Raw genomic sequence first — 25,998 nt, forward strand, 5'->3', positions numbered from 1 at the left:
GCTTCTTACGTTAAGAACCTAGAATGGAACCATGACTACTAACTCTGGAATCACTAAAGAATGGGTGGATGAAACCGTCAAGCCGGGCGACGATTTCTTCCGCCACGTCAACGGTAAGTGGCTGGCAACCCACGAAATCCCGGCGGACCGCCCCAAGGACGGCGGCCTGTACACCCTCCGCGATAACGCAGAGAAGCACGTGCGTGAGCTGGTGGAGAAGATCGCGAAGGAGCAGCCGGAGTCCCGTATTGGCGCACTCTACAACTCCTTCATGGACGTTGAGAAGATTGAGGCGGACGGCCTGGAACCTCTGCTGAAGGAAATCGCCCCGATTCTGAACTCGGCAACCCCCTCCCACCTGGCTGTAACCCTGGCACTGCTGTCTCGTGCGGGCCTGCCGCAGCTGTTCGCCTGGTACACCAGCAACGACCCGAAGGACCCGAAGAATTACACGTTCTTCCTGTACCAGTCGGGTCTGGGTCTGCCGGATGAATCCTACTACCGTGAAGAGAAGCATGAGCAGGCGTGCGCGGCGTATGTTGAGCATATTGCTCGCATGTTTGAGCTGACCGGTCTGGCTGAGGGCTTCGGCCTGACCCCGGAGCAGGCGGCTCAGCTGGTGTTCACTCACGAGTCTGAGCTGGCTCGTCTGCACTGGAACGTCGTGGAGAACCGTGACGCGGAGGCGACCTACAACCCGTACCAGGCGAACGAGCTGGACGAGAAGTTCCCCGGCTTCCCGTTCTCCCAGTGGCTACTGGCGCTCGGTGCCGACCCGGAGACCCTGGGTCAGGTTATTGTGGCTCAGCCGTCCTTCTTTGAGGGTGCGGCTAAGCTGTTCACCTCCATCCCGCTGATGAGCTGGAAGCTGTGGGCTGTGTGGACCGTTCTACGTTCACGTGCGCCGTTCATGTACGACGAACTGGTTCAGGAGAGCTTCAACTTCTACGGCAAGACCCTCTCCGGTACCCAGCAGATTCGTGAGCGCTGGAAGCGCGGCGTGGGCGCTGTCGAGAAGGCTCTGGGTGAGGAGATTGGCCAGGAGTACGTGGCTGTACACTTCCCGCCCTCGCACAAGGAGAAGATGCTGGTTCTGGTCGGCAACCTCCTGGAGGCGTACCGCGAGTCCATTGAGTCGCTGGACTGGATGACTGAGGCAACCCGTCAGAAGGCGTTGGAGAAGCTGTCGAAGTTCGTCACCAAGATCGGTTACCCCGATAAGTGGCGTGACTTCTCCACCCTGGAACTGGTGCCCGGTGACCTGTTCGAGAACCTGCGCCGTACCGGTGCGTTTGACGCTGACTGGCTGATTGCCCGCAAGGGTCAGCCGGTGGATAAGGCGGAGTGGCTGATGACTCCGCAGACCGTGAACGCGTACTACATGCCGCCGGCGAATGAGATCGTATTCCCGGCAGCGATTCTGCAGCCGCCGTACTTCAACCCGGACGCTGACGATGCGGCGAACTACGGCAATATCGGCATGATTATTGGCCACGAGATTGGTCACGGTTTTGACGATCAGGGTTCCCGCTACGACGGCGACGGCAAGCTGGAGAGCTGGTGGACTGAGGAGGATTACGCGAAGTTCAAGGAGCGCACCTCCGCGCTGGTGGAGCAGTACAACGCGTACGTTCCGGTGGGTCTGGACCCGAAGTTCCACGTGAACGGTGAGCTAACTCTGGGCGAGAATATTGGCGACCTGGCTGGCATGTCTATTGCGTTGAAGGCGTACCGTCTGGCTTTGAAGAAGCAGGGCATTGAGTCGCTGGATAACGCGCCGGTGATTGACGGCATGACCGGTATTCAGCGTTTCTTCCTCTCGAATGCTCGCGGCTGGTGTACGAAGTCCCGCCCGCAGCATGCTGAGGTGATGATTTCGGTAGATCCGCATTCGCCGGATGAGTTCCGTGTGAACGGTGTGGTGCGTAATATTGATGAGTTCTATGAGGCGTTTGGCGTCTCTGAGAGCGATGCGCTGTACCTGGCTCCGGAGGAGCGCGTGCGTATCTGGTAGCACCTCGATAAGGGTATATGCTTTATTGCGCATATATGTGAGGCGCCCGCCTCGTGGTTTTCGAGCCACGGGGCGGGCGCCTTTCTGTTGTAGAAACTACACGTTTCTAGACTACTGAACTTTAGGAGTCAGAAGACGAGGACGAAGCAGAAGCCGAGGAAGAGGAAGAGGAATAAGCACGCATACCGGTCAGCTTCCACGCACCGTTCTCGTACACGCCGTGCAGGGTGCGCTCCACCTCGTCCTTACGTTCCGCTTCAGAGGGAGCTTCCTGCACGCGGTCCTTGCTTGCAATAAACTCGCCGGGATCCATGGTCAGGCGAATATTCCAGTTGTAGGTGTCGCCCTCACGCTCGGGCTGCGGGGTGAGCATGGTGATGACAACGGACGCGTCGTGCATCCAGGCTTCACCCTTGATCAGCTTCTCACCGACGGTGCCGCTTTCCGGCTCAACCAGGTTCTTCAGCTCGGACTTGTCGATTGTATATTCACGCAGGGGTTCGGTCTTACCGGTGCGCATGTAGTATTCCAAGGCTGCGCCGAAGAACACAATGGACTGATACAGGCCCTCCACTCTGTTCTCATTAGCGACGGCGGGCTTGGCCGCCCAAGTACATCCCCGAGCTTTTCGTAGAGTTCGGCGATTACAAGGACATGGATGCTCTCATCAAGGTCATCTGCTACACCCGCACGTACGAGATTGGCTCCCCGAAGCCAGGGAGTACCGACAGACCCCAGAGCACCAGCAGTGCATCCTTGATGCCTCATCTAAATAGTGTTAATTCAGATGTAGCACCGTATAGAGAAAGCCCCGAGGCCGAGAGTTCACTCTCTCAGCCACGGGGGCATCACCGTATCAGCGTGTCCTCACGCGGCAAGCACTAGGAAGCGCGGCGGTGGGAACGCAGCACCATCACAGTGCCGGCACCAAGCACCAGTACGCCACCCACAGCCACAGACACCGCACCGAAACCAGTGCGGGCAAGGCCGCCCTGCTGGGAGCTAACGCCACCCGACGCAGCAGACACACCGGGCTGACCCAAGGAGCCGCCAGCAGAACCATCAGTCGAACCCTTCGCGTTCACGTCACCGGCAGCACCGGAAGCACCAGCCTGACCGGACTGACCAGCCTGCGCAGCACCAGACTGTGTGGAGCCGGGCTGGTTGGCACCAGCGGTACCGCCCGGGGTTGCCGAATCCACACGGCGCACACCGCTAAAGTCGTCCGACGCAGCGTTCGGGTCCTTCGGCACGGCAGTCTCAAACGAGCACGCATCCGACGCCTTCTTACCCACAGCAACCGCAAGCTGCTGCACCGGGCTGTTTACCTCAGTACCATCAGCCAGGGTCGCAGAATAGTGCACGTCAAACATGTACTGGCCAGGCTCGGAGAACACCCAGTTCGCGTGCGCGTGCGTCGCGTAATCAATGTCGATCGTGGTCTTGCCGGTCGTCGAATCCAGCAGCACATCCGCACCGTTCAGCGACTCGGTGAACATGCCGAAGCGTGCACCCTCAGGCATGACCTTCGGAACCACGTGCAGGCGCACGGGGCCGCGCAGCTGCGAGTAGTCGATGTCCTGCGTGTTGTAGCCGGGCCAGGGCAGGCCGCTCTGCTGGGTCTGCGGCAGGCCGTAGAAGGCGGTGCCGACCGGGCCCATAAAGTTCAGCTTCTCGTCAGCCATACGTTCGGTGCGTACACGGCGGGCGTTCTCGCTCATGGTCCACACGACCGAATCGAGCGGGCGCACGGTCGAGTCAGCGTCAATGATGCCGCTGTCGTCACGCAGACCCACGGACAGCTGGCGGTCCTTCAGGGTCGCCTGGATGTCCAGGTGGCCGTGCGAGATCTTGGTGCGGCCGTCAATCTTGCCGGGTACGCACTGGTTGCCGGGGGTTCCGGGGGTGGACGGCTCAGCAGAGGGTGCCGGAGCAGGTGCACTCGGTTCTGCGGAGGCGGTCGGCACTGCCGGCACAGTCGGAACCTCGCTGGGGGATACCGACGGAACGGTGCTGGGCTCAGCGGTCGGAGCCTCACTCGGCTTAGCAGAAGGCTCAGCAGAGGGCGCGGCGGTAGGCTCAGCGCTCGGCGACGGATCCACCGGAGCAGGCTTCGGCGCATCGTTAATGGGTGCGCTATCGGGAGCCAAAGCACCGTGTGCGGTGTACTTGGTGCCCGGCTCGTAGTTCGCCGCAACCTCAGTGGTGGAGGCAGAAGCATTCATATCCGGGTGGGTCAGCATCTTCACGCGCAGAGCGGTGCCCTTGTAGAAGGACTCGTCACGGAAGGTAAAGCGCGCCACGCCGTCCTCGACCGAGCCTTCCAAATCGAGGTAGGGGTAGACCGGGTCATCCTGGGCGTAGAAGCCGCCACGCAGGAAGCCGCGCACCTTCGGGTCTTTGAAGCGGACCTCAACGGTGCTGAAGCCGTTGCCGTTCGGGGTGACGGTTACGTCGTAGTCCATGCTGGTCGGCGTGTACTGCCCGGTGCTGAGCACGGTATTCGCTTCGTCCGGGATTTCTTCGGGCCAGGAGCCGTTACCGTCGTCGCTATAGACGCTCTCGGCGCGGCCGGGCTCATAGGCGAGCTTATGCGAGATCCAGCGGGACGCCTCCGCGCTGTTCTCGTCGGAGGTGTCGGGGGTGAAGACCGCCTGCAGCTGGGAACCTTCGCTACCGAGCATTTCAGACCAGGTGGCGGTACCGTTCACGACCGGCAGGTCGGTCAGGAAGTAGCCGTTGTTGTACAGGGTCAGGGTGCCCTTGAGGTTCTTGTTCGCAGCGGTGAAGGTAATGTCGCTGAGCTTATCGTCAGCATCCTTGTTCTTTGCCGGATCAGCATCCAGACGGTGCGGTGCCACGGAGAGTACATACTTCGCGGCGTCCAGGTCACCGACGGGTGCCGCATTGTAGCGGTCAACGGTGGGCACGGCGGTGGGGGTACCGTCACCGAGGACCGGCTGCATGCCACCAACCTGCCAGACCAGCTTCGACGGTTTGGAGCTAATGATGCGACCGTCAGTGGAGCGCGCCACGGTGCGGTAGGTGACCACGTAGCGGCCGGGGCGGGTGAAGGTCGTGGTGTTGTGGGTATGGCTACCCTTGTCGAGCAGCCAGGAGTGCCAGCCGGTGGAGCTACTGGAGAGCATGCGGTAGATGTCGGCGGGCGCGTCGTCCGGGTTGTAGCGGAAGAGCTCCATACGGCCTGGACCCTCAACAGAGAGGATGTCGGTGACAAACACGCCGTCACGGAAACGGTCGGTGGGGATCTTGGTGGAGGCGCCCAGACCAGCCCAGATGGGGTCCTGGTTGCCGGAGGTCAGGTGCGGTGCCATGTAGAGGGTCTGGCCGGGTTCGCCGAGGAACGCCAGGGAGGGAGATTCGCCCAGGGTCATGGTGTACTGCGACTTGCCGTCGCGGCCACTGTAGCCCTTGCCGACCCAGTTGACGGTTTTGTCCAGTTCGTAGGTGTCTGCGCCGGTCTTGTAGGGGTTCGCCTCGTTCATGAGGACGAAGGTGCCGTTCTGCTCGTCCCAGTATGCCTTGGGGGCGTCGACGTGACCCTTGGTGGTGACGATTTTGCCGTTATCGGGGCCTGCGGCGGCGGGCAGGGAGGGGGCTGCGCCAGCGAGCGCGAGCAGTGCTGCGGCGGAGAGGAATGCGGCTGCGCGGCGGAGGGCGGGCTTACCGCCGGGGATGAAGAGTGCGGGGGTGTGTATGGTGATCCGTCGTTGGGTCTGCTTCTGAGAGTTCATGACAACCTTTCTCATTTTTCTATTTCTTAGGGTAACCCTTTTGCAAATAATTGTCATTTGGAAACTAACTGAGTATAGTGATTCTCAGAAACACATGTGTGCAGAGGCTCGCCCAGAAACGCACACCACGTACATCCACAAAGAGAAACCGGCACGCACGCGCCTACCAACGCGGTAGAAACCCGAAAAGCCCCAGCACCGGGCAAACCCCGAAAGTATCGGGCAGCACGCCAGCCAACGAGCAGTCATCCAAGGAGCTACCATGCAAGGACGCACCAAACCCCTGAGCCTACTCAGCGCAACCACCCTCGGATGCACCCTCGCACTCGGGGCACCCCTCGCCCTCCCCCAGGTCGGCACCTTCACCGCCGCACAGGCACAGGAAAACCAAGTCGGTACCCAGACAGGTACCGAGTCGCGCACCTACGTCAACTACGAAGGTGACTACGTCATCGCGGGCGTACACACCGAAATGCTCAACGCATTCCTCGACGGCAACCAGTTCACCCTCGGCACCCTCGCAGACACCGGCCCCGGCAAGCAGGGACGATTCAACCCCGCCCGCACCGTCTTCCACCTGCCCGACGTCGAGGACGCACACACCAACGTCGTAGCAGGCTACGACTACATTGCCCCCGAAGGCACCGACATCTTCTATATTCCCTCCACCCGCACCCGCGGCCTGCTCTACCCCGGCCTCGGTGCGGAAGGAATCCGCCCCGGCACGCTCAAGAACAACACCATCAACCTTGAACTCGTGCGCAGCAGCGTACCCGAAGGCGGCCGCGCCGAAGTCTTCACCGAATCCGGCCGCGACAACCCGCGCGTCTTCAGCACCAACGACCAGCTCGCACCGCACACCATCACCTCTGGCGGTCACGAGCACCTCAGCTGGGCATTCACCCGCAAGGGCATCTACCAGCTGACCTTCCGCGCCACCGCAACCCTTGCTGACGGCACCCCGGTCAGCTCCGAGGCGACCTACACCATCGCTGTGGGCGCCAACGCTGAGGACGGCTTCGAGCTCCTGAACGCGCAGAACGCCGCGAAGGAAGCGGCAAAGGAGAGCACGAGCGAAGCAACCACTACCCCCGAGGCGATCGCTACCGCTACCAAGAGCGCCGCCAGCACATCTACTTCCACCTCCGCAAGTACTGAGGCGAGCACATCCACCGGTATTCGCCGCGTGGATGCATCCGTGAACGGTCAGAACGCCGCACAGATGACCGACCCGAGCGGTGCGAAGGCAGAGGCAAATGGTGAGCAGGCATCCCAGGGTGGATCCGGTGTTACCGCTATCAGAGGCACCGACAACACCAATAACGGCTCCGACAAGGGCGAAAGCAAGGACGGCAACTCCCACGGTGTGAAGGGCTCCAGCGTGAAGGGCTCCAACGCCCGGAACATCAGCGCACCCAGCACCGGTAGCGGTGTGCTGTCCTCCGGTCTGCCCGGTAGCCTGAACCAGCAGTGCATCGCCACCGAGGTTCCCGCCGAAGATGCCAAGGACTCCAAGGACGCTCAGAAGGACAACAAGCAGAGCAACCAGGCAGCCCAGGCGCCGACCAGCATCCCCACCATCGCTGTGGTCAACTCCGCCGAACATAGCGGCCGTGAAGAAGTCACCCACGGCCACTTTGACGTGGGCCCGGTCCTCAACGGCGGCAACCTCACCAGCAGCGTGAAGGACGACCGCACCAGCCCCGCCCGCCACGTCTCCCCCGGCGCCCTCGAGTTTGTACTCAATGACGCCGCGAAGATCAACCTGCCCGCAGGCATGGAGAATATCGCCCCGGCGGGCACTCCCGTGCACATGATTGGTGCAACCCAGCAGCAGGGCGTGCCCTGGCTCGGCTGGAGCACCCAGGACCCCGAACTGCTCAAGCAGCTCGACGGCCCCGTCACCATGAGCCTCAACGGTTTTGAGGGCCCCGGCACCATGTCCACTTTCCTCTCCGGTAACTTCGGTTCCGCCGGTCAGAAGGTCTTCGATTCGCGTAGCGGCGGCTCCTTCCAGGTGCCCGCAAACACCCACCAACACAGCAACTGGGTGTTCACCGCTGAGGGTCGCTACACCGTGACTATCGGCTGGACGGCACGCCTGAAAAACGGCCAGCAGGTCAGCAGCGAATCGGTTCTGCACTTCACCGTTGGCAACCCCGATAACGCCCCGGCAAGCAACAACGCGCAGGGTGCGCAGAACGGCAGCGAGAAGAGCACCGCTAAGAACCCCGTCAACGGCACCATAGACGAAGCCACCGGCATCGTCACCAAGCCCGACGGATCCAAGGTACGCATCGTCGGTAAGACCGCCTCCGGTGAGGATTGCGCCCTGACCAGTCAGGAACTCGCGAACGCTCAGAAGGCAGCCGCGGCAGGTAAGCTGCCGAATACCGGTGTGGTCATCGACCCGTTCATGGTCAGCACCTCCATTCTGGCACTGGCACTCGGTGCCATGATTCTGCGTTCGGCACGCCGAAAGGGCCGCAGCGGTGACACCGCATAGCAGACATACCGGCAACCGCGCGCAAGCATATAGTCGGCGTACCGCCCTCACCCTCGCCTCCCGTATCGCGGTGGGTGCGGGAGTGGGGGCTAGCGCCTTCGCACTGAGCGGATGCGCAGGCACCGTGAATGCGTCCTCCGACCGGATGCGCGTGGTCGCCACGACCCCGATTCTGGCGGATTTGGCGCAGCAGATTGCCGGGGAGCGCGCCAGCGTGCACTCTCTGGTGCCTGCCGGTGCTGACCCGCACTCGTATGAGCCGAGCCTGCGCGATATCCGCGATGTCGCCTATACCCGCTGTGCTCTGACGAACGGTCTTCTGCTGGAGCAGCGTAAGCTCAGCAAAATGGTTGAGGCGAACCTGCCCGCCGGGGTCGTGTCCGTGGCGGTGGCGGAGAAGATTGAGCAGTACGGCGGCAAGCTGGAAGCCATTGTTGAAGATGCCTCCCTAGACTCTATCTGGCTGGGGTTGCGTGTTGAAGAGGGCGGGCAGAACGAGTCTGCCCCCACCGACTCTTCGGATGCAGGCATGCGCTTTGAGGTGCAGAGCGTACGGGCGCGAACCTCCACGGATTCCTCGAATGCGCAGTTAGCGGCGTTCATTACGCAGACCTTCGGTGCGGTGGAGATGCTGTGCGATTCGCATGCGCGCGGCGTGAACCTCACCCGTGAAGGGGACACAGCGATCCGTACCGGCGATATGGGTTCGCTGGAGCTTCCTTTGCAGGCGCATACGCACCTGTCGTGGGCATTTAGTGATGCCGGCGAGTACGCGATTGAACTGAGTGCCACCGCGGTCAATGCGCCGGAGTCCGTGCGTTCTTCGCGCGGCACCCTGTACTGCGTGGTCGGTCGTGACCCGCAACAGCTGGTGGACCGCCTAGCGAAGGAACAGAACGTTTCCGCTTCGGACATCAAGGTTCTTTCGGCAGGTCACGCCGATATTACCGCACGCACCGGCGACGGCAGGCTCGTGCTTCGGGCGGATTCCTCCCAGGGTGCCGTAGAGCACGAGCTGAACCACACCGTAGTCGCGGTCCCCTCCCGGACTCTGCAGGAGGTGCCCGCGGGCGGTAGCTACCGTTTTCTGCGTTCGGGTGCTTCGGAGCATCGCGGTCAGGTGTACCTGCTGGCGCAGGCTGTTCTGGGTAAGCACGTGCACGGCGAAATCGACCCGCACATTTGGCATTCAGTACCGAACGCGAAGGCGAGCGTGCAGGTCATTCGTGACGCGCTCATCTCCGCCGATCCGGCGGGTTCGAGCGAGTATGCGACCCGCACCGAGCAGGTGATGAAGGAGCTTGATGCCCTGGACGCTCAGCTGCGTCAGGTGTATGGAGCCCTTCCGGAGTCGGCACGCAATCTGGTCACCACGCACGACGGTTACCGCTACCTGGCGAGCACCTACGGGTTGCATATTGCCGGTTTTGTGAGTGCTAGTGCCAGCGGCGAGCCGAGTATTCAGCAGCGTCAGCGTTTGCGTCGCACGGTCGAGGATTTGAAGGTTCCAGCGATTTATCTGGATAAGTCCACGGCGATGCGTTCACCGGTTCTGACGGAGCTGGCTCGGGAGGCCCAGGTGCGTACCGGGGTGCTCTATTCGGACACTCTGGATGCGCAGGCTCCTCACTACGCGCAGATGATGTTGGCGAATGCTCACACGATTGCGCTGTGCTCGGGGAATGGCGCTGGGCACAGCTCCGGCGGCGATTCTGGAGATAGCTCTTCGGGTGCTAGTTGCTCGGAGGCGAGCACATCGTAACCCGGTTTTCAATCTCCCCACAAGCTCATATAGCCGTATCAGTATATAGATAATCTTTCACACACCGTTTCGGTCATGATCCAAGTTCGGTCATGATCTAAGGAAGTCCTCATGATGAACTCAACCACCCGCCTCTCTCGTAGCCTGCCCGCCCTGGCTCTGGGCACCAGCCTGATGCTCGCACCCCTGGGCGTGGCACACGCGGAGACCACCCCGCCAACCGCAGAGAGCGCCTCGACTCAGCCGAGCGACAGCAACCTCAGCCGCGGCGAGCGCGCCCTCACCCAGACCCTGTCGGCGGAGCAGCCGGTTGCATCCGGTCGCACCGAAATTTCCTCCGGTCACGTGGATATGGGCCCTCGTTTCAACAACGGCAAGTTTGAGCTCATGCTCCACGACGATCACGGTGAAACCCCCGTCTGGCGCAGCCTGGACGAAGTCATCTACCGCGGTAGCGACCAGGCGATTCTTGAGGTGCCGAACGACCCACGCTACTCCTTCGTGGGTGCACCTGCCGGTTCTAAGGTATACGTGATTCCGCAGACCGAAGCTAAGGGCGTGATTTGGCCGGGGTGGAACACCCAGGATCCGCAGCTGGTGTCCAAGCTGAACCGCGGCGTGAACCTGACACTGGAGCAGGTGAGCGGCCCCGGCACGTTCAGCCTGTACCTGGAGAACGGCAACTTCTCGGCACCGCAGGTGCTGTGGTCCTCTACCAAGAATGAGCCGCAGAAGTTGTGGGTGGAGAAGAACACTCACACCCACGCGAACTGGGTGTTCACCGCCCCGGGCGAGTACCTGCTGAAGGTCACCGCGAGCGCTGAGCTGTCTGATGGTTCCACCGTGTCTGATACCCGCTACCTGAAGTTTGCGGTGGGTGATTCTGCGAATGCTGATGCCCTGTACTCGATGGAGGCGCAGGCTCGCGGTTCGGCATCCTCGGGTTCTTCTGCACCCTCCGATGCTTCGTCTACCTCTGCATCCCAGGCTGCCGGTTCTTCTTCTGCCGCAGCAAGCGACCAGAGCGGTTACCGTACCGAGTTCACGATTCCCTGGGGTGTCATTGCCGCAGGCGTGGCAGCTGTCATTGCTGTGAGCGCTTTCCTTGCGTTCCGTCGCCGCTCCTCCGCGCAGCGTGAGGCACTGGATGAAGTGCGCGGTGACCGTTCGTGAGCGCGTCGGTAACAGCTGGCACTGAACCCGTCCTAGAGATTTCGAACCTGTACGCCGGATACGCACGCCGTTCCATCCTCAAGGATCTGTCCCTGACGCTGGAGCGCGGCGAGTTTGCGGGCCTGATTGGTGCTAATGGTGCCGGTAAGACCACACTGCTACGCACTATTTTGGGTCTGATCCGCCCGGCATCCGGTCAGGTTCGCGTGCTGGGTGAGTCGCCACGTGTGGCGCGTGCGCATATCGGTTATGTGCCGCAGAAGCACCAGTTCCAGTGGGATTTTCCGCTGACCGTCAAGGATACGGTGATGACCGGTCGCGTGCGTGAGATTGGGTTCTTCCATCGCCCGGCGAAGAAGGACTGGGTTCAGGTTTTTTCAGCGATGGAACGCACCGATGTTCTGCACCTGCAGGATGCTTCCATTGCGGAGCTTTCCGGTGGTCAGCGTCAGAGGGTTCTTTTGGCGCGCGCTTTGGCGGCGAACCCCTCCCTGCTGCTGCTGGATGAGCCGTTTACGGGCGTGGATGCCCCGACTCAGACCACTCTGACTCGCCTGTACCGTGAGTTGGCGGGTGAGGGCATCACGATTCTGATGTCTACGCACGACATGCTGGCGGCACGTGAGTCCTGCTCGCGCCTGTGCGGTGTGCGCGGCAATATTCACCTGGATGGTCCGGCGGACTCCTTTAGCTTGGAGCAGCTGCATACATGGTTGCACGGTCACGACATCGAGGAGGCACAGGGTCACGCCCGCACGGGCTTCACCTGTGCCGGTGGTGCGTTAGATGAGTACGGCCACGAGCTGCCTGATTCCTGCGCTTCTGATCATTCGCTCTCCCCCGCTGACACTGTTACTTCTACCGGGGGTGCCCGTTGATTACTCCTATCGATTTTCTTGCAGACCTATTCAATCCGTCTCTGGCGTTCCTTCCGCGCGCCCTGGCTGCGGTGCTGCTGGCGTCGGTGGTTACCGGTGTGGTCGGCTGCCACGTGCTGATGCGCGGCATGGTCTTCATTGGCGATGCGGTGGCGCACTCGGTGTTCCCTGGTCTTGCGGTGGCGTTCGTGCTGGGCGGCAACCTGATGGTGGGCGGTCTGACTGCGGGCGTGGTGACGGCTATTCTGGTGGCTATTTTTAGCCAGAATCAGCGGCTGCGCGAGGATTCCGTGATCGGTATTTTCTTTGCGGCATCCTTTGCGTTGGGTATTGTCATTATTTCGTTGGCGCCGGGCTATTCGGGGTCGGTGCAGGATTTCTTGTTCGGCTCGATTGTGGGTGTTTCGAATGAGGACATTACCCAGGCTGCGATAATGGGTGCCGTTATTCTGCTGGTGCTGTGGCTGTTCCACCGCCAGATTGTGACGGTCAGCCTGGACCGTGAGAGTGCCCGCGCGATGGGCCTGCCGGTGCTTGCCCTGGATATTGTGCTGTACGTTCTGGTGACCATTTCTGTGGTGCTGGGTCTGCAGACGCTCGGTAATGTGCTGGTGTTGGCACTTCTGGTGATTCCGGCGTCGGCAGCGCGTCTGGCGTGCCGCCGACTGGGGTCGATGATGGTGTTCTCGCCGGTGTTTGGCGGTATCTGCTCGGTTGTTGGCCTGTACCTGTCGTGGGCGTTTAACCTGCCGACCGGTGGCACGATTGTGCTATCGATGGTGGCGGCTTTTGTGCTGGTGTGGGCGGTGACGGCGGTTCGTTCGCGAGCGCGTGCCCAGCTGAAGAGCTAAGCCCAGCTCAACCCAATTTTTCTCGGTTAAACGCACGAGGCGCATCCCTGTTGGGGGGTGCGCCTCGTGCGTTTTTTACAGGCCTTAACCACCCAAAGCGAATCATGTTCATGTTTAAAGAACTAAAAGATACACTCCGCGTAATAAATGCGCTTAATTCAACACATCGGGTTTAATGAAAGTACAACCTATCAAATATTTCTTATGGGTTGATACATGTAGTGATAAAGCAGTCACTGCACCCTCCTTAGAGCTTCAAAGAAGGAGTCACCATGAAGGTATATGTGTATCACGGTCCCGTCAGAAGGGTGCCTGGAAGAAGTCCCAAACCCCACCATTCTTGAGCCCACGGACGTTATCGCCCGTGTCGACAGCACCACCATTTGCGGTACTGACCTGCACATCCTGAAGGGTGACTGCCCCAAGGTTGATTACGGACGTATCCTGGGCCATGAGGCTATCGGTACCATTACCGAGGTTGGCTCCGCGTTGACTAACCTGAAGGTCGGCGACCGCATCATCATCCCCGCCGTGACCAGCTGCGGTAAGTGCTTCTACTGTAAGGCGAACCAGCCTACGCATTGCCAGACCGTTGGTGGTGTCGGCTGGATTTTCGGTTACATGATTGACGGTACCCAGGCAGAGTACGTGTGTTCCCTGCGCAGAGACCTCGGTTCACCTGGTTCCGGAGGGCCTAACTGATGAGGACGTCCTCTTCCTCACCGACGCACTACCCACCGGCTTCGAGGTCGGTATTCTGAATGGCAACACTAAGCCCGGCGACACCGTCACTGTCGTGGGTGCAGGCCCCGTGGGTCTGGGCGCGATTATAACCGCTAACCTCTGCGGTACTGGCCGCGTCATCACCGTCGACTTCTACGAGAACCGCTTGAACAAGGCACTGGAGCTGGGCGCAACCGATAAGGTCAACGCGGGCGACTCACTACTTCACCTTCGACCAGTTCGAGGAAGCATACGACCTGTTCTCCCACGCTGCTGAGCACAACGTGGTGAAGGTTGTTATCTCCCGTAACCCCGAGGTTGCGGCATAGACTGCGGTAGGCTCATATACCGCTCATACTGAAACCCCGAACGTTTGTGAGGGATTTCGGTGGGATGTATTCATGACACTGCGAACATCCCTAGGATTCGCCTCCGGGTGGGAGTGGGTAGGTCCCACCCGGAGCGCGAATCGTCCTCCCCTACCCCGAGATGTAGTTATTTTCTGATGATGTAAGAAATCTGAAGATGTAGAGATGCGCCAGCTCGGGGTTTTCTGTTCCCTCAGCCCCCTCTCCGGTGGGCTCTGGGGCGGTTCCTCAAGCGTGATGCACCCTCTGCCGGGCGCTCTGCCAACCTGCTTCGGCGGGTTCTTCTGCCAGGCAACCTCTACCGGTGGAGGGGCGCATCATTTGGCTCTTCTTGGTCGGGTGGTACCTCCGATTCTGCTCGCCCTTGAAGGGAAAGGAAAAGGGTCGCACGCTTACGGTTCAATGGCGAACTCGTAGGCTGCGACCCTTTTCTCATGCCCGGTTTTCGGTGCCTCGGGCGGGCTATTTAGTTTTTAGGCTTCTCAGTACTGGGTTTTTCTCCGGCGGCATTCTTTTCACCGGTGTTCTCATGACCGGCAGCATCGTGCAGGATGCGGGTGAACGCCTCCGTGGGGTCGTCTGCCCCAGCTGCGGCAGAAGAGTCGGTGGCGCCTCCGATGACGGGTTCGGTGGGCGCATCCTCAACGGGTACTTCAGCCAGATTCTCGGCAGGTACCTCGGCAGGAGCCTCGACGGACACCTCCGCGACGATGGGCTCATCCGAGGCGGACTCCGCAGAGGCGGGCGCCTCCGGAGCCTTCTGCGCATCCTCCTGCTTATCCTGAGCCAGAGTCTCTACAGGCTGCTCAGAAACACCCTGCTCAGTAGCTACCGGCTCACCGTGCGCGGATTCCTTCTTCGCATCCTTGTGCGCGTCCTTATGTTCGAGCCTGTAGATGATGCGCGGTTCCAGGCGCTCAAAACCAATCTTGGAGCGCACCCAGTTCACGAAGCGGTCGATACGGTCCTCACCCTCGGTGGTTTCCGCAACCCGGTAGTTGCGCGGCAGCATCACGCTGTCGCTGAGCACGCGCGGGTACTCATCAATCTCCTGAATACCCGCCATGTACATGTTCTCGCGGAACTGGTGAGCGAACTCCTGCTGACCGAGGAACAGCTGGTCGGCGTAGGTTTTAGCCGCCAGGCGCTCGCTGTAGGCGTCCTTGGAGTCGCGAGCGCCCTTCTTGGAGCCGTAAATATCCCAGAAGTAAAAGTACACATTGTTCGCGATAATGGCGGAGATAATGCGGTTCTGCAGGTACACGAGGGCACCGACGGCGACCGCACCAACAATCAGGAGCACCACGGCGAGCGGGGAGAGTGCAAAGTCAGACAGATTGCCGCGGTGGTTCGTGAACAGGCCAATCAGGTAGGCGATGGTGACCACGATGATGGGCACGCCGATGAAAATCACGGCCAGCGGAACCCAAATGTACAGCAGGGCACGTAGAATCAGGCGGTAGTAGCTAATCGAGTCGCCAATGGGGATGGGCGTAGGCTTCACGGAAGAGTGCGCACGCTTCATGAGCAGGCTGAAGATACGGTTGCTGTCGATGCCAACTTTACGCAGCTTCGATTCGAGGGACGCACGCTTGAGGAAGACCCGGTAGTTTTCGAGGACGACGCGCTGGTCGGAGGTGAGCTTTTCGGGGTCGGGTAGGGCGTTGAGGTCCAAGCCGGCTTCGGTGAGGAGCTTGCTCCACAGTTCCAGTCGCGCCAGTTCGGAGGGTTTTGCCGCCGCCTGCGCCTGGTAGTTCTTGTAGGAGATGAAGATGGTGCTGGCACCAATCAGCAGTGTAATGAAGGGTGCAATCCAGTCTTTGAGTCCCATGGTGGCGTTCCTCCTTGAGTGTGTGGAGCCGTTGGTTCCTCTGTCTTTTTCGGGCGACTTTTTCGGGCGTGAGCCTACTGTTTTTACCGTACCACCGGCACCTGTGCTGAACCTTTAAATGCGCAGGTGGGTGCGTAAAAATAGCCCCGCCTCCCGGCGCTCAAGAGCAACGGGAGACGGAGCTTATCTATGAGGTTTAGTGCGCTGTATTAGTGTTCTGCGGGCTTCATTTCGCGCGGTGCCTTACGAATCATGAGGTAGCTGATGACAGCCATAACACCCATGAGCACGGCACTGAATGCGGAGCTCAGCACCACGCCCGAGTCGAAGGCAGCGAATGCGGAGGAGAGCAGCTGGTTCGCCTGCTCGCCACCTACATGGCTGGCGACGGACACGGCACCGCCGAGGGTTTCGTGGGCGTGGTCGGCGAGAGTCTCATCCAGGCCGTCGGGTACAACCACATTTGCGCGGTAGACGGCGGTGAGCATGCCACCAATGATGACGGTGCCGAGCACCGTACCTGTCTCGTAGGAGGTCTCCGAGATCGCGGATGCCGCACCAGCCTTACGCGGCGGCACGCTGGAGAGCATCAGGTCGTTCGAAATGGTCTGCGCAATACCGATGCCGGTACCGAGCACAATGAAGATCAGGATAATCACCAAGTCGTTGTGCGCACCCAGGAAGGCGAGCACCGCGAACGCGGCAGCGTGGAGCGCCAGACCGAAAGACACCACCTGCGCCGGGTGGAAGTGCACCGCCACGCGCGCAATCACCAGACCGGCGATAATGATCGCCAGGGTACCGGGAATCAGCAGCATACCGGCGTACATGGGCGGCAGACCGGAGACCAACTGCAGGTGCTGGGAGGCGAAGTAGATGAAGCCAACGTCCACCATCATGGAGATGAGGTTTGCGGTAATCGCGCCGGTGAACACGGTGTTGCGGAAGAGGCGCACATCCAGCATGGGCTGAATATCGTTCTTCTCGCGGTTGAGCTGACGCAGCACGAACAGGACGATGAAGCACAGGCCGGCAAGGATGGTGCTGATAGCCACCGCATCGAACCCGGTTTCGGAGGTGTGAGTCAGACCGAAGGTAATGCCGGTCATGCCGGTCATAATCAGCAGGATGCTCAGCGGATCCACCGGGCTGGGGTTCGGGTCCTTCGACTCGGGAACCATAATCGGGGCGAGAATCAGCAGAGGAATCAGAATCGGCACAGCGAGCAGGAACACCGAACCCCAGTCGAAGTGCTCCAGCAGGAAACCACCCACAATCGGGCCCAGCGCCGCACCCGCCGAGAAGCCCGAAGCCCACACGGCAATAGCGATGCGGCGCTCGGTCGCATCCACAAAGATATTGCGAATAATCGACAGGGTTGCCGGCATGAGCATGGCGCCAAAAATGCCAAGCAGGGCGCGGGCAACCACGAGCATCAGCGCGGAGGGCGCGAATGCCGCGAGCGCAGAGATTGCCGCGAAGCCGGTCGAGCCGATGAGCAGCAGCTTGCGGCGACCGATGCGGTCACCGATAGCGCCCATGGGCACGAGCAGGGCGGAGAGCACCAGGGAGTAGGAGTCAACGATCCACAGCTGCTCCGCGGAGGAGGGGCTCAGCGCCTTAGCGATTGCGGGCACCGCGAAGGCAAGCACTGTGTTGTCGATGGAGACCAGGAGCACCGGGAGCATGAGCACACCGAGTGCCGCCCAGCGCTTGGTCTTCTGGTCGGGGGCGTGAATGGGCAGAGCCGTGGTGTGCGGATTGTGATTCGTCATGGGTTGTTTTCGTGCGTCTATAAGGTGTCGGCTGATGCGGCGGACGCGGCGGCATCAGCTCGGCCTGTCTTTTGGGCTAGGTCTTTTAGTGAGGTTTTAGGGGTCCGGACGGGGCCATAAACGAAGATTAACTATACCAACTGGACGGTATAGTTTCAAGCGGTTAGACTGGTACCCATGACCACCCCCAACCACCGCAAACAGCGCGCCAACAACTCCCGCGAACACATCCTCGACACCTACGTCGACCTGCTGATTCGCTCGGGAGAACGCGCCGCAACCCTCAACGCCGTCGCCACCCCCGCCAAGGTTTCCAAGGGCGGGCTACTCTACCACTTCTCATCCAAGAAGGCGCTCCTTGAAGCGCTCGCAGAACGCACCCTCACCCTGGCTGAAGAGGACTTCGCGGCAATGGAGCAGGCACCCGAGGGGGCAAGCGCCTACTACATCAATTCCTCCACGCCGGATAACACCCCGTTCGACCGTGCCCTCATTGCCCTCAGCCGCCTGGCGCAGAACAATAATGAGCTCGCCCAGCAGACCATGAGTCGCGTACAGGATGGCTGGCATGCGCTCGTTCTCGCTGAGCTGGGTGATGAACAGATTGCCCGCACCGTGCTGCTTCTGGGTGATGGCATGTACTACAACGCGGCATTCGGAGGCGACTCCGCCAGCCCGCAGAGGGCTGCAGCCATCGCGGCAGACCGTGCGGCACTCGAACGCGCCCTGCAGGTACTCAAGGCGGCGGCTCGTTAAACCACAAAAGCCACTCGACACAGCGGTTAAAGCCACAAGCTAAAACCGCTACCTCAAACCCTATTCTTCAGCGCCGGCGAGCACCCGGGGCTTAACTGGAAGGGTACGTATCTACTCTTCAACCAAGGAGTTCCGATGATTTTCATTGCTGTAAAGTTCCCCGTCAAGCCCGAATACGCTGACCAGTGGATTGAGAAGACCCGCGCTTTCACCGAGGCAACCCGCGCCGAGGAAGGCAATAAGTTCTTCGAGTGGTCCCGCAGTGTTGAGGACCCGAACGAGTTCGTTCTGCTCGAGGCTTTCAACGACGATGCAGCTGGCCCGCACGTGAACTCTGACCACTTCCAGCAGGCTCTGAAGGACATGCGTCCGCTGCTGACTGCAACCCCGAAGATTATTTCTCGCCTGGTTGACGGCGACGGCTGGGACGCTATGGGCGAGCTGCAGATCGACTAGTCTGCACCCCTGATATGCACCTAAAACTGCATAGTTAGATGTTGCATAAGTAGACGCTAAAGCGCCTCTCCTGCCTGTTCTATTGGACAGGCAGGAGGGGTGCTTTGGCGTGTCCGGTACCTGAACTTTTCCCCTTGACACGACGCGGATGGTACCGGTTTTCGGGTCAGCGGGTGCCTTGCGTGCATTTTTACCCTATTAACCCCTTAAAATGGGTAGAGTATGCACACCTATCGATACCCATTCGCACAGGAGGTCTGAATGAGCATCGCATCCCAGCCTCTTCCCGGCGCAGTCGCCGTTGAAGAGCACAACGACGTGGACCACACCTCTGTATCCCTCGCCGTCTCGACCGTTATTCTGGCCCTGCGCCCCAAGGACAACGAAACCCACCCGACCCTGTGGCTGCCGCTGGTTCGCCGCCTCCGCGAGCCTTATAAGGGCCAGTGGGCGCTTCCTGGCGGTCCGCTCAACCCGAATCTTTCCCTCGAAGAGGCAGCGGCTTCGACCCTGAAGCGCGCAACCAACCTGCAGCCCGGCTACCTGGAGCAGCTCTACGCATTCGGCGACGTTCTGCGCACCCCCGAGGCGCGTGCCGCCCGCGTTGTGGGCGAGCCCGAACCGGCACCCGGTACTGATCACGAGCGCGTAGTTTCCGTGGTGTACTGGGCGTCGATTCCCGCCACCGAGGTCGCGAACACTCGCGTGCACGAGAACATCCGTTGGTTCCCGGTCGATGAGCTGCCCGAGCTCGCCTTCGACCACAACGAAATCATTGAGTACGCGCTCTACCGCCTGCAGAACAAGGTCGAGTACTCGCGTATTGCGCACTCTTTCTTGGGTGAGGAGTTCACCCTGGCGCAGCTGCGTGAGGTGTACGAGGCGATTCTGGGTCGCACCCTGGATCCGGCGAACTTCCGCCGCCAGATTGCGGCATCGAAGTCGATTATTGACACCGGCCGCCGCGTGGAGGGCACCCGTCACCGCCCGCCGCGCCTGTACCGTTACAACGACGCTCAGGCGTACGCGGATGCGGGTCCGCTGGGCATGTACCGCGAGCGCCACGAGGCGTAATAGCCTTTCGCGCGTTGTACGCGCGCAGATTTAATGCCTAAGATTTAACGCCTCAAAGGAGGGGTGGCACCGATTGGTGCCACCCCTCCTTTTGCGTTCTCTAAGGGGTATCGGCACTTGTCAGGAGGTTTTACGGGAGGGTGTTTGACTCAGCACCCACACAGTTTCTATGCTTGAGCCATCAGCTCTCTATCCGCGCTACCCCACCGTGAGGGTAGCCTAAGGGACTGAACATATCGATTGACCGAAGCCACCCAAGGCACGACCGGGGTGGTATTCGGAATCTAGGAGGCATCAAAGAAATGACCCACCGAGCATAAGCCCGGATCCAACAACACCAGGTCAATACGCTTTTATGCGTCCACCCCACTACCCGGGCTTACGTGTACCTACAGACCGCGCTCGGGTTTTTCATATTCTCATGCCTAACGTGCACTACGATGGCGGGAATCCGAGCACCCATTCGAAGGAACTCGGCCCATGCCACACCACATTACACTCGACCATATTTCGTATGCACATCCGGGTGAGCCCCCACTTTTCACAGACCTTTCCGCGGTATTTTCTGCGCCACTCACCGGGCTTATCGGCGATAACGGCGCCGGAAAAACTACCCTCTTCAGACTTATTCTTGGCGACATAAACCCTAGTCAAGGCATAATCAGCACCCCACCGCACATAGCGTACCTACCGCAAGATTTAGGGTTGAGTGGGCATCAGCATCTTGCCGATATTTTTGGAATTACAAAAATACTGCAGGCGCTTGATGCGCTGGAATCGGGCGAATATTCCCCCAGCCTTTACGACACCATAGGCGACGCCTGGGATATTGAAGAACGCACCCTCGTAGCCCTTGCCGAACATGGTTTTGGTCCTGCCCTCACTACGACCGATACACAGGCCCGCCGCAACCTTCTGATGCGTCCCCTTAGCACCTTTTCAGGTGGTCAGACGGTCACAGCCGCACTCACCGCGCTTCTGTGTTCAGACCCAGAGTTCATTCTGCTCGATGAGCCGACCAACAACCTGGACTCCGCGGCGAAGGCTCAGCTCTTCGCCGCGTTGGAGGCGCTACCCTGCCCGGCACTCATCATCAGCCATGATCGCGATCTGCTGGAGCGTGTAAACGTGATTGCGGAGCTTCACGCCGACCGCCAGGGGCTGGCGCATCTGCGTCTCTTTGAAGGTAACTACAGCACCTACCGGCAGGCGCTGGACACCGAGCAGCAGGCGGCTCAGCGTCGCGTGACCGAGGCGAAGAACCGGGTGCGTTCGGCGCATCGCGAGTGGGTGCATGCGCAAGAGATTATCTCGAAGAACATGGCGCAGGTCTGGAAGGACGACCAGCCGGATACAATTCTAGACCTGGCAAAGGATGCCTCACGTCAGGCGGCGGCGAAGCTTCGCGGGCTGCGCGTCGGCAAGCAGGAACAGGCTCAGGAGGCATACCAGAAGGCTCAGGATGAGGTGCGCGTGCAGGAGAAGATCTACGCCGAACTGAGCCAGCAGCCCCTACCCGCGGGTCGCAAGGTACTGGAGCTGCACCGGGTTGATGCCCGGCAGGTTTCACGTGAAACATTCACGGTTCAGCAACCCACCAAGGTTGATTCTCTGCATTTTTTGCCCGCCAAGGCAGATAGCGAGAACCAACAGGGAACCCCGGCGGAGCACCCCGAGCACCTGATTCTCAGCGGCCCCGAGCACCTGCGCATCACCGGCGCAAACGGCAGCGGCAAGACCACCCTCCTTGAGGCAATTGCCCACGCCGGCGACCCGGAGTACCGCTCCCCCGTGCAGCCCGCCTACCGCGTCGGCTACTGCCTCGAGGGGGCGTACATTCCTCAGCGCATCACCCTCGACCCGCAGCTGACCCTCCTGCAGTGCGTGCAGCGGGCTAACCCTGGCGTGAGCGAACAGCATCTGCGTGACCAACTGGCGCGTCTGCTTTTCCGCCGCGAGAGCGTGCACCATAAGACCTGTGAGCTCTCCGGTGGTGAGCGGTTCCGTGCCGCAGTGGCGCAGGTGCTTCTGGCGGATCCGGTGCCGCAGCTACTCATGTTGGATGAGCCGACGAATAACCTCGATATTTCCTCGGTGGATTGGCTGGTGCAGGCGCTCGAAGCCTACACCGGTGCGCTCATCGTGGTGAGCCACGATGAGGATTTCTGCCGCCGCATCCGCATTGACCGCACGCTGGCGCTCTAGGGTTCTGCACCCAACCCCGCGGGGCAGCATCTGAATACAACGAACGGGTGCCCGGCACCTCCGAATATGGAGGCGCCGGACACCCGTTTCAGTTACCTCACCGCGGCTACTTCACCGCGCTGACGAAAACTTAGATTAGAGGACCAGGCCCTTGGTCTGGGACACTGCGCGCTCGAAGCGAGCCTGAACGTCAGCCCAGTTCACAATGTTCCAGAATGCCTTGACGTACTCGCCCTTGACGTTCTGGTAGTCCAGGTAGAATGCGTGCTCCCACATGTCCAGCTGCAGAACGGGAATCAGTGCAACGGAGATGTTGCCCTGCTGATCATAAAGCTGCTCGATGATGAGGCGCTTGCCAACGGTGTCCCATGCGAGGACTGCCCAGCCGGAGCCCTGAATGGTCAGTGCAACGTTGGTGAAGTGCTCACGGAACTTGTCGAAGGATCCGAAGAACTCGTCGATTGCCGCTGCCAGCTCGCCGGTGGGCTTGTCGCCACCCTCGGGGGACAGATTGTTCCAGAAGATGGAGTGGTTGGTGTGGCCACCCAGGTTGAACGCCAGGTCCTTGGAGAGCTTGGAGACGTTGCCGTATGCACCGTTCTCGCGTGCCTCTTCAAGCTGCTCGAGAGCTGCGTTAGCGCCTGCAACGTATGCTGCGTGGTGCTTGTCGTGGTGCAGCTCCATGATCTTTGCAGAGATGTGGGGCTCGAGCGCCGCGTAGTCGTAGGGGAGCTCGGGGAGGGTGTACTTTTCAGCCATGATGATGCCTTTCATTAGAATGCTTGGCCTGTATTAAAGATTACCAGCGTAGCGTTTACTTTACTTTTCACGAGTTGGGGAGCGTCACATGTGCACACCAACCCGCATGAGCCTGTGGATTTTAGGCCAAAACTTTTCCCCACGTCTGTGGATAACTCTGTATATTAACAGGCTTTTTAGGCTCGGCACCCTATTCTGCCTTGAAATAACAGGGTATGCACTCATATGAATAACAGTGCTGTAAGTTCTCCACACTGTGGATAACTACTGTGGATAACACCTCTTTTTGGGGATGCGCGGGGGATAAACTGCAGGATTTTCGCTTTCATTCAGGGCGTTTTTCCTTCTACTAGCCAAAATTTTGGACGCCGATAGGGACGCTGAGCGGTCTTATATACCCCTTTACACCAGAGACGGTGGATTAAGTGCACAGGGTTATCCACAGGTGTGGAAAATTTGGCATTCCGCGAATTTAAAGGTAAAAAGATCTTCTGTTTAAGAACTTACCCTCGGTTTTAATGGCTTCAAAAGCCTGTAATTACAAGAATTTTTCTGCAGATCTCTTAAATTGCACCCGCGACGAGCCTCAGGTCTGCTCCGCCAAATCACACGGGTGTAAGTTCTCCACACTGTGGATAACCCCTGTGGATATTATTCTTAGCACGATACGGGGCAACAATACAGTAGGTACGCAGCGTAGCCACACTGTATAGATACGCAACAGCACAGGTGTTTGCACCTCCTCGTACCCCCTCCCACGGCTCGTGCAGCCCTCTTGCTGGCGCCGATATGAAGGCAAAGAAAAAGAGCATCCGACCGTTGGATGCTCTTAGGAGTGAGTTGATAGAAATTTCAGTTAAAAATATACGGTACGGCATGCAGCCCAACCACGAACTGCATCCGCACCGCACATCCGTCGGTAGAAATACGAGTTACTCGTACACCAACGACAATCACCGATAAATAGAGAGTCGAACCTATCGAAGCGAGCTTCCGGTCTCGCCTCGGAGGCTTCCTTCGACCCCGTTATTTAATCAGTGTACATGTTTTCATTACGGTTGCAAAGCTAAAACCGAGATTTTTAAAAATTTTGTTATCATTTCGTTATTTTTTACACTTGGCAAGCTCTTTGCACCCTTCAGAATTTTCACCCAACCCCCTAAAACCCTTGATATTCCGCGGAAGTTAGCTCAATATGCGAGTAAGCTTCTTGGTATGTTCTCCTCTATACTTGTACCGGAAATCTTTATAAATATGCCGTGGAACACTCATGTATCTAAGGTTTTTGCAACCGCCGCGTGCAAAAAAGATAACCCTAGCACCCTTCAAAAAATTAGCACTAAAGTGTCAACCATTACTTGACCGCACCAATTTAGGGTTACCGGCCATACCTTTCGCTACAATGGGTGCCAGCACACCACACCTCCCCCTAATAAGGGAGCCCCATATCCGATAAAAGAGGAACGATCCCGTGTCCACACCAACCACATCTGCGCAGCGGTCCGAAAATACCGCACACAGCGAATCCACCCAGTGGCTCTCCCCGCAAGAGCGAGAAGGCTGGCTCTTTATCAGCTCCATCATCTTCACCCTCACACGCAAGCTAGAGAATCAGCTACAAACCGAGGCTGGCATTAGCTTTGTTGAATACATGGTACTCGCAATGCTCTCCGAGTCTAGGGATCATTCCCTGACCATGACCGAGCTGGCAATTACTACCAATACCCTCCCCGCCCGCCTCTCCCGCGTCGTGGCACGGTTGGAGAAGGGCGGCTACGTCCGTCGCTCTCTCAGTACAGAAGACCGCCGTGTCAGCATCTGCCACCTGCTCCCCGCAGGCGAGCAGAAGGTGCGGGAGGTAGCACCCAGCCACGTACATGAAGTGCGCCGCCAGATTTTCGACCACCTTACGACCGAGCAGGTTGAGCACCTTGCAGAAATTGGCGAGTCGGTCCTCGGTAACACCCCTTCAAACATCATCTCGATTGACGCACTAAAGCGCGGAGACTACCCCACCGAATAACCTCCTCCGCTCTGGGTGAGATCGGCCCCGAATAAGAGTTGAGAAAATCAGGGATAAGGCATATTCCCCATCGGGAACGAGCCTTATCTCTTTAACAGCCCCGTGGAAACGCGAGAACCATGGCACACGCAGCCCCTAAAAACCGCCTCAAGTCGCCTGGGGTACCGCTATCTGCGAAGAATTTTAAAAAATTTTTGCGGTATCACGTACCGCTTTGAAATATCGAATGATCGGCTACCGGGCACAGGAGCACCATGTATGCATGCGGGATATTGGGGTATCTCATGCGGCTTTAAACCGCGAAATCTCAAGGAAACACGCCCAATACCACCCATCCCCAAGGAGGTATTCAGGTTACCCACACTAAGGGTTATGGCGACAATATGTCAGGGGTACCTCATCTACCCCACCGATTAGCCTTTTCTCTCTGTACACGCAACAGAGCACCCCGTACGATAAATATCAACAGGTTGCACCGCGCCATCCGGCACTCAGAAGCAATCACCATATAAGGAGAAACCATATGTCTAAGTCTTTCTACGACCTGCTGAGCGAACAGATTGGCCACGAGTTCGCAGCATCTCACCAGTACCTGTCCATGGCTATCTGGCTCGACGGTGAGGACCTGCCCCAGCTGGCTAAGTTCTTCTACCAGCAGTCCCTCGAAGAGCGCGAGCACGCACTCATGATGGTTCAGTACAAGCTGGACCGCGGCCACAAGGTCGAGATCCCCGCTGTTCCCGCTGTCAAGAACGACTTCGAGAACGTTCAGGAAATCGTTGACATGTCCCTGGCACAGGAGAAGGTCGTCACCGGTCAGATCGAGGCACTGTTCTCCGCAGCACGCGCTGAGAACTACGCACTGGGCGAACAGTTCATCCTCTGGTTCCTCAAGGAGCAGGTCGAGGAAGTCGCCACCATGGAAACCCTTGTAACCGTCGTAAAGCGCGCCAACGGCAACCTCTTCGACCTCGAAAACTACGTCGCACGCGAGCTGTCAGACGACCACGGCCAGGAGTCCGGAGCACCCGCCATCGCAGGCGCATAATCTCGCATTCGCGCGACTAGAGCACTAGTCGAACACGCAGA

18 protein-coding genes and 1 pseudogene are annotated in these 25,998 nt (G+C 59.4%); 14 read left to right on the forward strand and 5 right to left on the reverse strand.

All coding sequences use genetic code 11. From position 1 onward, the window contains the following. Positions 1-31: 31 nt before the first annotated feature. A complete protein-coding gene (locus QFX07_RS08240; RefSeq protein ID WP_279755154.1) occupies positions 32-2,014 on the forward strand; it encodes a M13 family metallopeptidase in 1,983 nt (660 codons plus the stop codon). Positions 2,015-2,135: 121 nt separating this feature from the next. Here the strand turns inward: QFX07_RS08240 and QFX07_RS08245 are convergent. Beyond that, positions 2,136-2,603: pseudogene (locus QFX07_RS08245) on the reverse strand (DUF6318 family protein); the annotation flags it as partial. A 292-nt stretch (positions 2,604-2,895) separates the two neighbouring features. Beyond that, complete coding sequence (locus QFX07_RS08250; protein WP_279755155.1) at positions 2,896-5,769, reverse strand: choice-of-anchor M domain-containing protein; 2,874 nt, start codon at positions 5,767-5,769, stop codon at positions 2,896-2,898. Positions 5,770-6,031: 262 nt separating this feature from the next. On the opposite strand from QFX07_RS08250, the gene QFX07_RS08255 reads away from it, so the two are divergent. From QFX07_RS08255 to QFX07_RS08285, 7 genes are all read left to right on the forward strand, one after another. Further along, complete coding sequence (locus QFX07_RS08255) at positions 6,032-8,275, forward strand: TIGR03773 family transporter-associated surface protein (protein ID WP_279755156.1); 2,244 nt, start codon at positions 6,032-6,034, stop codon at positions 8,273-8,275. 82 nt (positions 8,276-8,357) lie between these two features. Then, positions 8,358-10,037, forward strand: a complete 1,680-nt coding sequence (locus QFX07_RS08260) for an anchored repeat ABC transporter, substrate-binding protein (RefSeq protein WP_279755157.1) — start codon at positions 8,358-8,360, stop codon at positions 10,035-10,037. 111 nt (positions 10,038-10,148) lie between these two features. Then, positions 10,149-11,210 (forward strand): choice-of-anchor M domain-containing protein, encoded by a 1,062-nt coding sequence (locus QFX07_RS08265; protein ID WP_279755158.1) that lies wholly within the window; start codon positions 10,149-10,151, stop codon positions 11,208-11,210. Further along, positions 11,207-12,088 carry a metal ABC transporter ATP-binding protein gene (locus QFX07_RS08270; RefSeq protein ID WP_279755159.1) on the forward strand — a complete coding sequence of 294 codons (882 nt, stop codon included), beginning with the start codon at positions 11,207-11,209 and terminating at the stop codon, positions 12,086-12,088. The genes QFX07_RS08265 and QFX07_RS08270 overlap by 4 nt, the downstream gene beginning before the upstream one ends. Then, complete coding sequence (locus tag QFX07_RS08275) at positions 12,085-12,939, forward strand: anchored repeat-type ABC transporter permease subunit (protein WP_279755160.1); 855 nt, start codon at positions 12,085-12,087, stop codon at positions 12,937-12,939. Before QFX07_RS08270 ends, QFX07_RS08275 begins: the two co-directional genes overlap by 4 nt. A 282-nt stretch (positions 12,940-13,221) precedes the next feature. Beyond that, positions 13,222-13,641: an alcohol dehydrogenase catalytic domain-containing protein gene (locus QFX07_RS08280; RefSeq protein ID WP_459741165.1), complete on the forward strand. Its 420-nt coding sequence runs from the start codon at positions 13,222-13,224 to the stop codon at positions 13,639-13,641. Continuing rightward, positions 13,565-13,939: a hypothetical protein gene (locus QFX07_RS08285; protein ID WP_459741166.1), complete on the forward strand. Its 375-nt coding sequence runs from the start codon at positions 13,565-13,567 to the stop codon at positions 13,937-13,939. The genes QFX07_RS08280 and QFX07_RS08285 overlap by 77 nt, the downstream gene beginning before the upstream one ends. A 557-nt stretch (positions 13,940-14,496) precedes the next feature. Here the strand turns inward: QFX07_RS08285 and QFX07_RS08290 are convergent. Then, positions 14,497-15,861, reverse strand: a complete 1,365-nt coding sequence (locus QFX07_RS08290; protein ID WP_049363766.1) for an NADH dehydrogenase — start codon at positions 15,859-15,861, stop codon at positions 14,497-14,499. A gap of 209 nt (positions 15,862-16,070) precedes the next feature. Next, on the reverse strand, positions 16,071-17,636 hold the full coding sequence (locus QFX07_RS08295; protein WP_012904341.1) for an MFS transporter: 1,566 nt from the start codon (positions 17,634-17,636) through the stop codon (positions 16,071-16,073). Positions 17,637-17,813: 177 nt separating this feature from the next. Here QFX07_RS08295 and QFX07_RS08300 point away from each other — a divergent pair, with 177 nt between their 5' ends. The 4 genes from QFX07_RS08300 to QFX07_RS08315 all read left to right on the forward strand — a co-directional run bounded on the left by QFX07_RS08300 (position 17,814) and on the right by QFX07_RS08315 (position 22,127). Then, on the forward strand, positions 17,814-18,392 hold the full coding sequence (locus QFX07_RS08300; protein WP_012904343.1) for a TetR/AcrR family transcriptional regulator: 579 nt from the start codon (positions 17,814-17,816) through the stop codon (positions 18,390-18,392). A 135-nt stretch (positions 18,393-18,527) separates the two neighbouring features. Then, a complete protein-coding gene (locus tag QFX07_RS08305) occupies positions 18,528-18,848 on the forward strand; it encodes a putative quinol monooxygenase (protein WP_070824786.1) in 321 nt (106 codons plus the stop codon). 261 nt (positions 18,849-19,109) lie between these two features. Next, the gene (locus tag QFX07_RS08310) at positions 19,110-19,922 is read left to right on the forward strand and encodes an NUDIX hydrolase (RefSeq protein ID WP_070629352.1); all 813 of its coding nucleotides are present in this window, start codon (positions 19,110-19,112) and stop codon (positions 19,920-19,922) included. 480 nt (positions 19,923-20,402) lie between these two features. Next, positions 20,403-22,127, forward strand: coding sequence for an ATP-binding cassette domain-containing protein (locus QFX07_RS08315; RefSeq protein ID WP_279755200.1), 1,725 nt, complete (start codon positions 20,403-20,405; stop codon positions 22,125-22,127). 135 nt (positions 22,128-22,262) lie between these two features. Here QFX07_RS08315 and QFX07_RS08320 read toward each other — a convergent pair whose 3' ends face one another. Beyond that, positions 22,263-22,886 carry a superoxide dismutase gene (locus QFX07_RS08320; RefSeq protein WP_279741593.1) on the reverse strand — a complete coding sequence of 208 codons (624 nt, stop codon included), beginning with the start codon at positions 22,884-22,886 and terminating at the stop codon, positions 22,263-22,265. 1,471 nt (positions 22,887-24,357) lie between these two features. Between QFX07_RS08320 and QFX07_RS08325 the strand changes: the two genes are divergently transcribed. Then, the gene (locus QFX07_RS08325; protein WP_279755201.1) at positions 24,358-24,909 is read left to right on the forward strand and encodes a MarR family winged helix-turn-helix transcriptional regulator; all 552 of its coding nucleotides are present in this window, start codon (positions 24,358-24,360) and stop codon (positions 24,907-24,909) included. Positions 24,910-25,432: 523 nt separating this feature from the next. After that, positions 25,433-25,957 carry a ferritin gene (locus QFX07_RS08330; RefSeq protein ID WP_279755202.1) on the forward strand — a complete coding sequence of 175 codons (525 nt, stop codon included), beginning with the start codon at positions 25,433-25,435 and terminating at the stop codon, positions 25,955-25,957. Positions 25,958-25,998 lie beyond the last annotated feature (41 nt).

Origin of the sequence: Rothia similimucilaginosa, assembly GCF_029850985.2 — a bacterium.
Classification (GTDB): domain Bacteria; phylum Actinomycetota; class Actinomycetes; order Actinomycetales; family Micrococcaceae; genus Rothia.

Excerpts from the sequence above, each read along its gene's own strand:
- QFX07_RS08240 (WP_279755154.1), top strand. The coding sequence starts at position 32 with ATGACTACTAACTCTGGAATCACTAAAGAATGGGTGGATGAAACCGTC.
- QFX07_RS08250 (WP_279755155.1), bottom strand. The coding sequence starts at position 5,769 with ATGAACTCTCAGAAGCAGACCCAACGACGGATCACCATACACACCCCC.
- QFX07_RS08255 (WP_279755156.1), top strand. The coding sequence starts at position 6,032 with ATGCAAGGACGCACCAAACCCCTGAGCCTACTCAGCGCAACCACCCTC.
- QFX07_RS08265 (WP_279755158.1), top strand. The coding sequence starts at position 10,149 with ATGATGAACTCAACCACCCGCCTCTCTCGTAGCCTGCCCGCCCTGGCT.
- QFX07_RS08280 (WP_459741165.1), top strand. The coding sequence starts at position 13,222 with ATGTGTATCACGGTCCCGTCAGAAGGGTGCCTGGAAGAAGTCCCAAAC.
- QFX07_RS08290 (WP_049363766.1), bottom strand. The coding sequence starts at position 15,861 with ATGGGACTCAAAGACTGGATTGCACCCTTCATTACACTGCTGATTGGT.
- QFX07_RS08295 (WP_012904341.1), bottom strand. The coding sequence starts at position 17,636 with ATGACGAATCACAATCCGCACACCACGGCTCTGCCCATTCACGCCCCC.
- QFX07_RS08300 (WP_012904343.1), top strand. The coding sequence starts at position 17,814 with ATGACCACCCCCAACCACCGCAAACAGCGCGCCAACAACTCCCGCGAA.
- QFX07_RS08305 (WP_070824786.1), top strand. The coding sequence starts at position 18,528 with ATGATTTTCATTGCTGTAAAGTTCCCCGTCAAGCCCGAATACGCTGAC.
- QFX07_RS08310 (WP_070629352.1), top strand. The coding sequence starts at position 19,110 with ATGAGCATCGCATCCCAGCCTCTTCCCGGCGCAGTCGCCGTTGAAGAG.
- QFX07_RS08315 (WP_279755200.1), top strand. The coding sequence starts at position 20,403 with ATGCCACACCACATTACACTCGACCATATTTCGTATGCACATCCGGGT.
- QFX07_RS08320 (WP_279741593.1), bottom strand. The coding sequence starts at position 22,886 with ATGGCTGAAAAGTACACCCTCCCCGAGCTCCCCTACGACTACGCGGCG.
- QFX07_RS08330 (WP_279755202.1), top strand. The coding sequence starts at position 25,433 with ATGTCTAAGTCTTTCTACGACCTGCTGAGCGAACAGATTGGCCACGAG.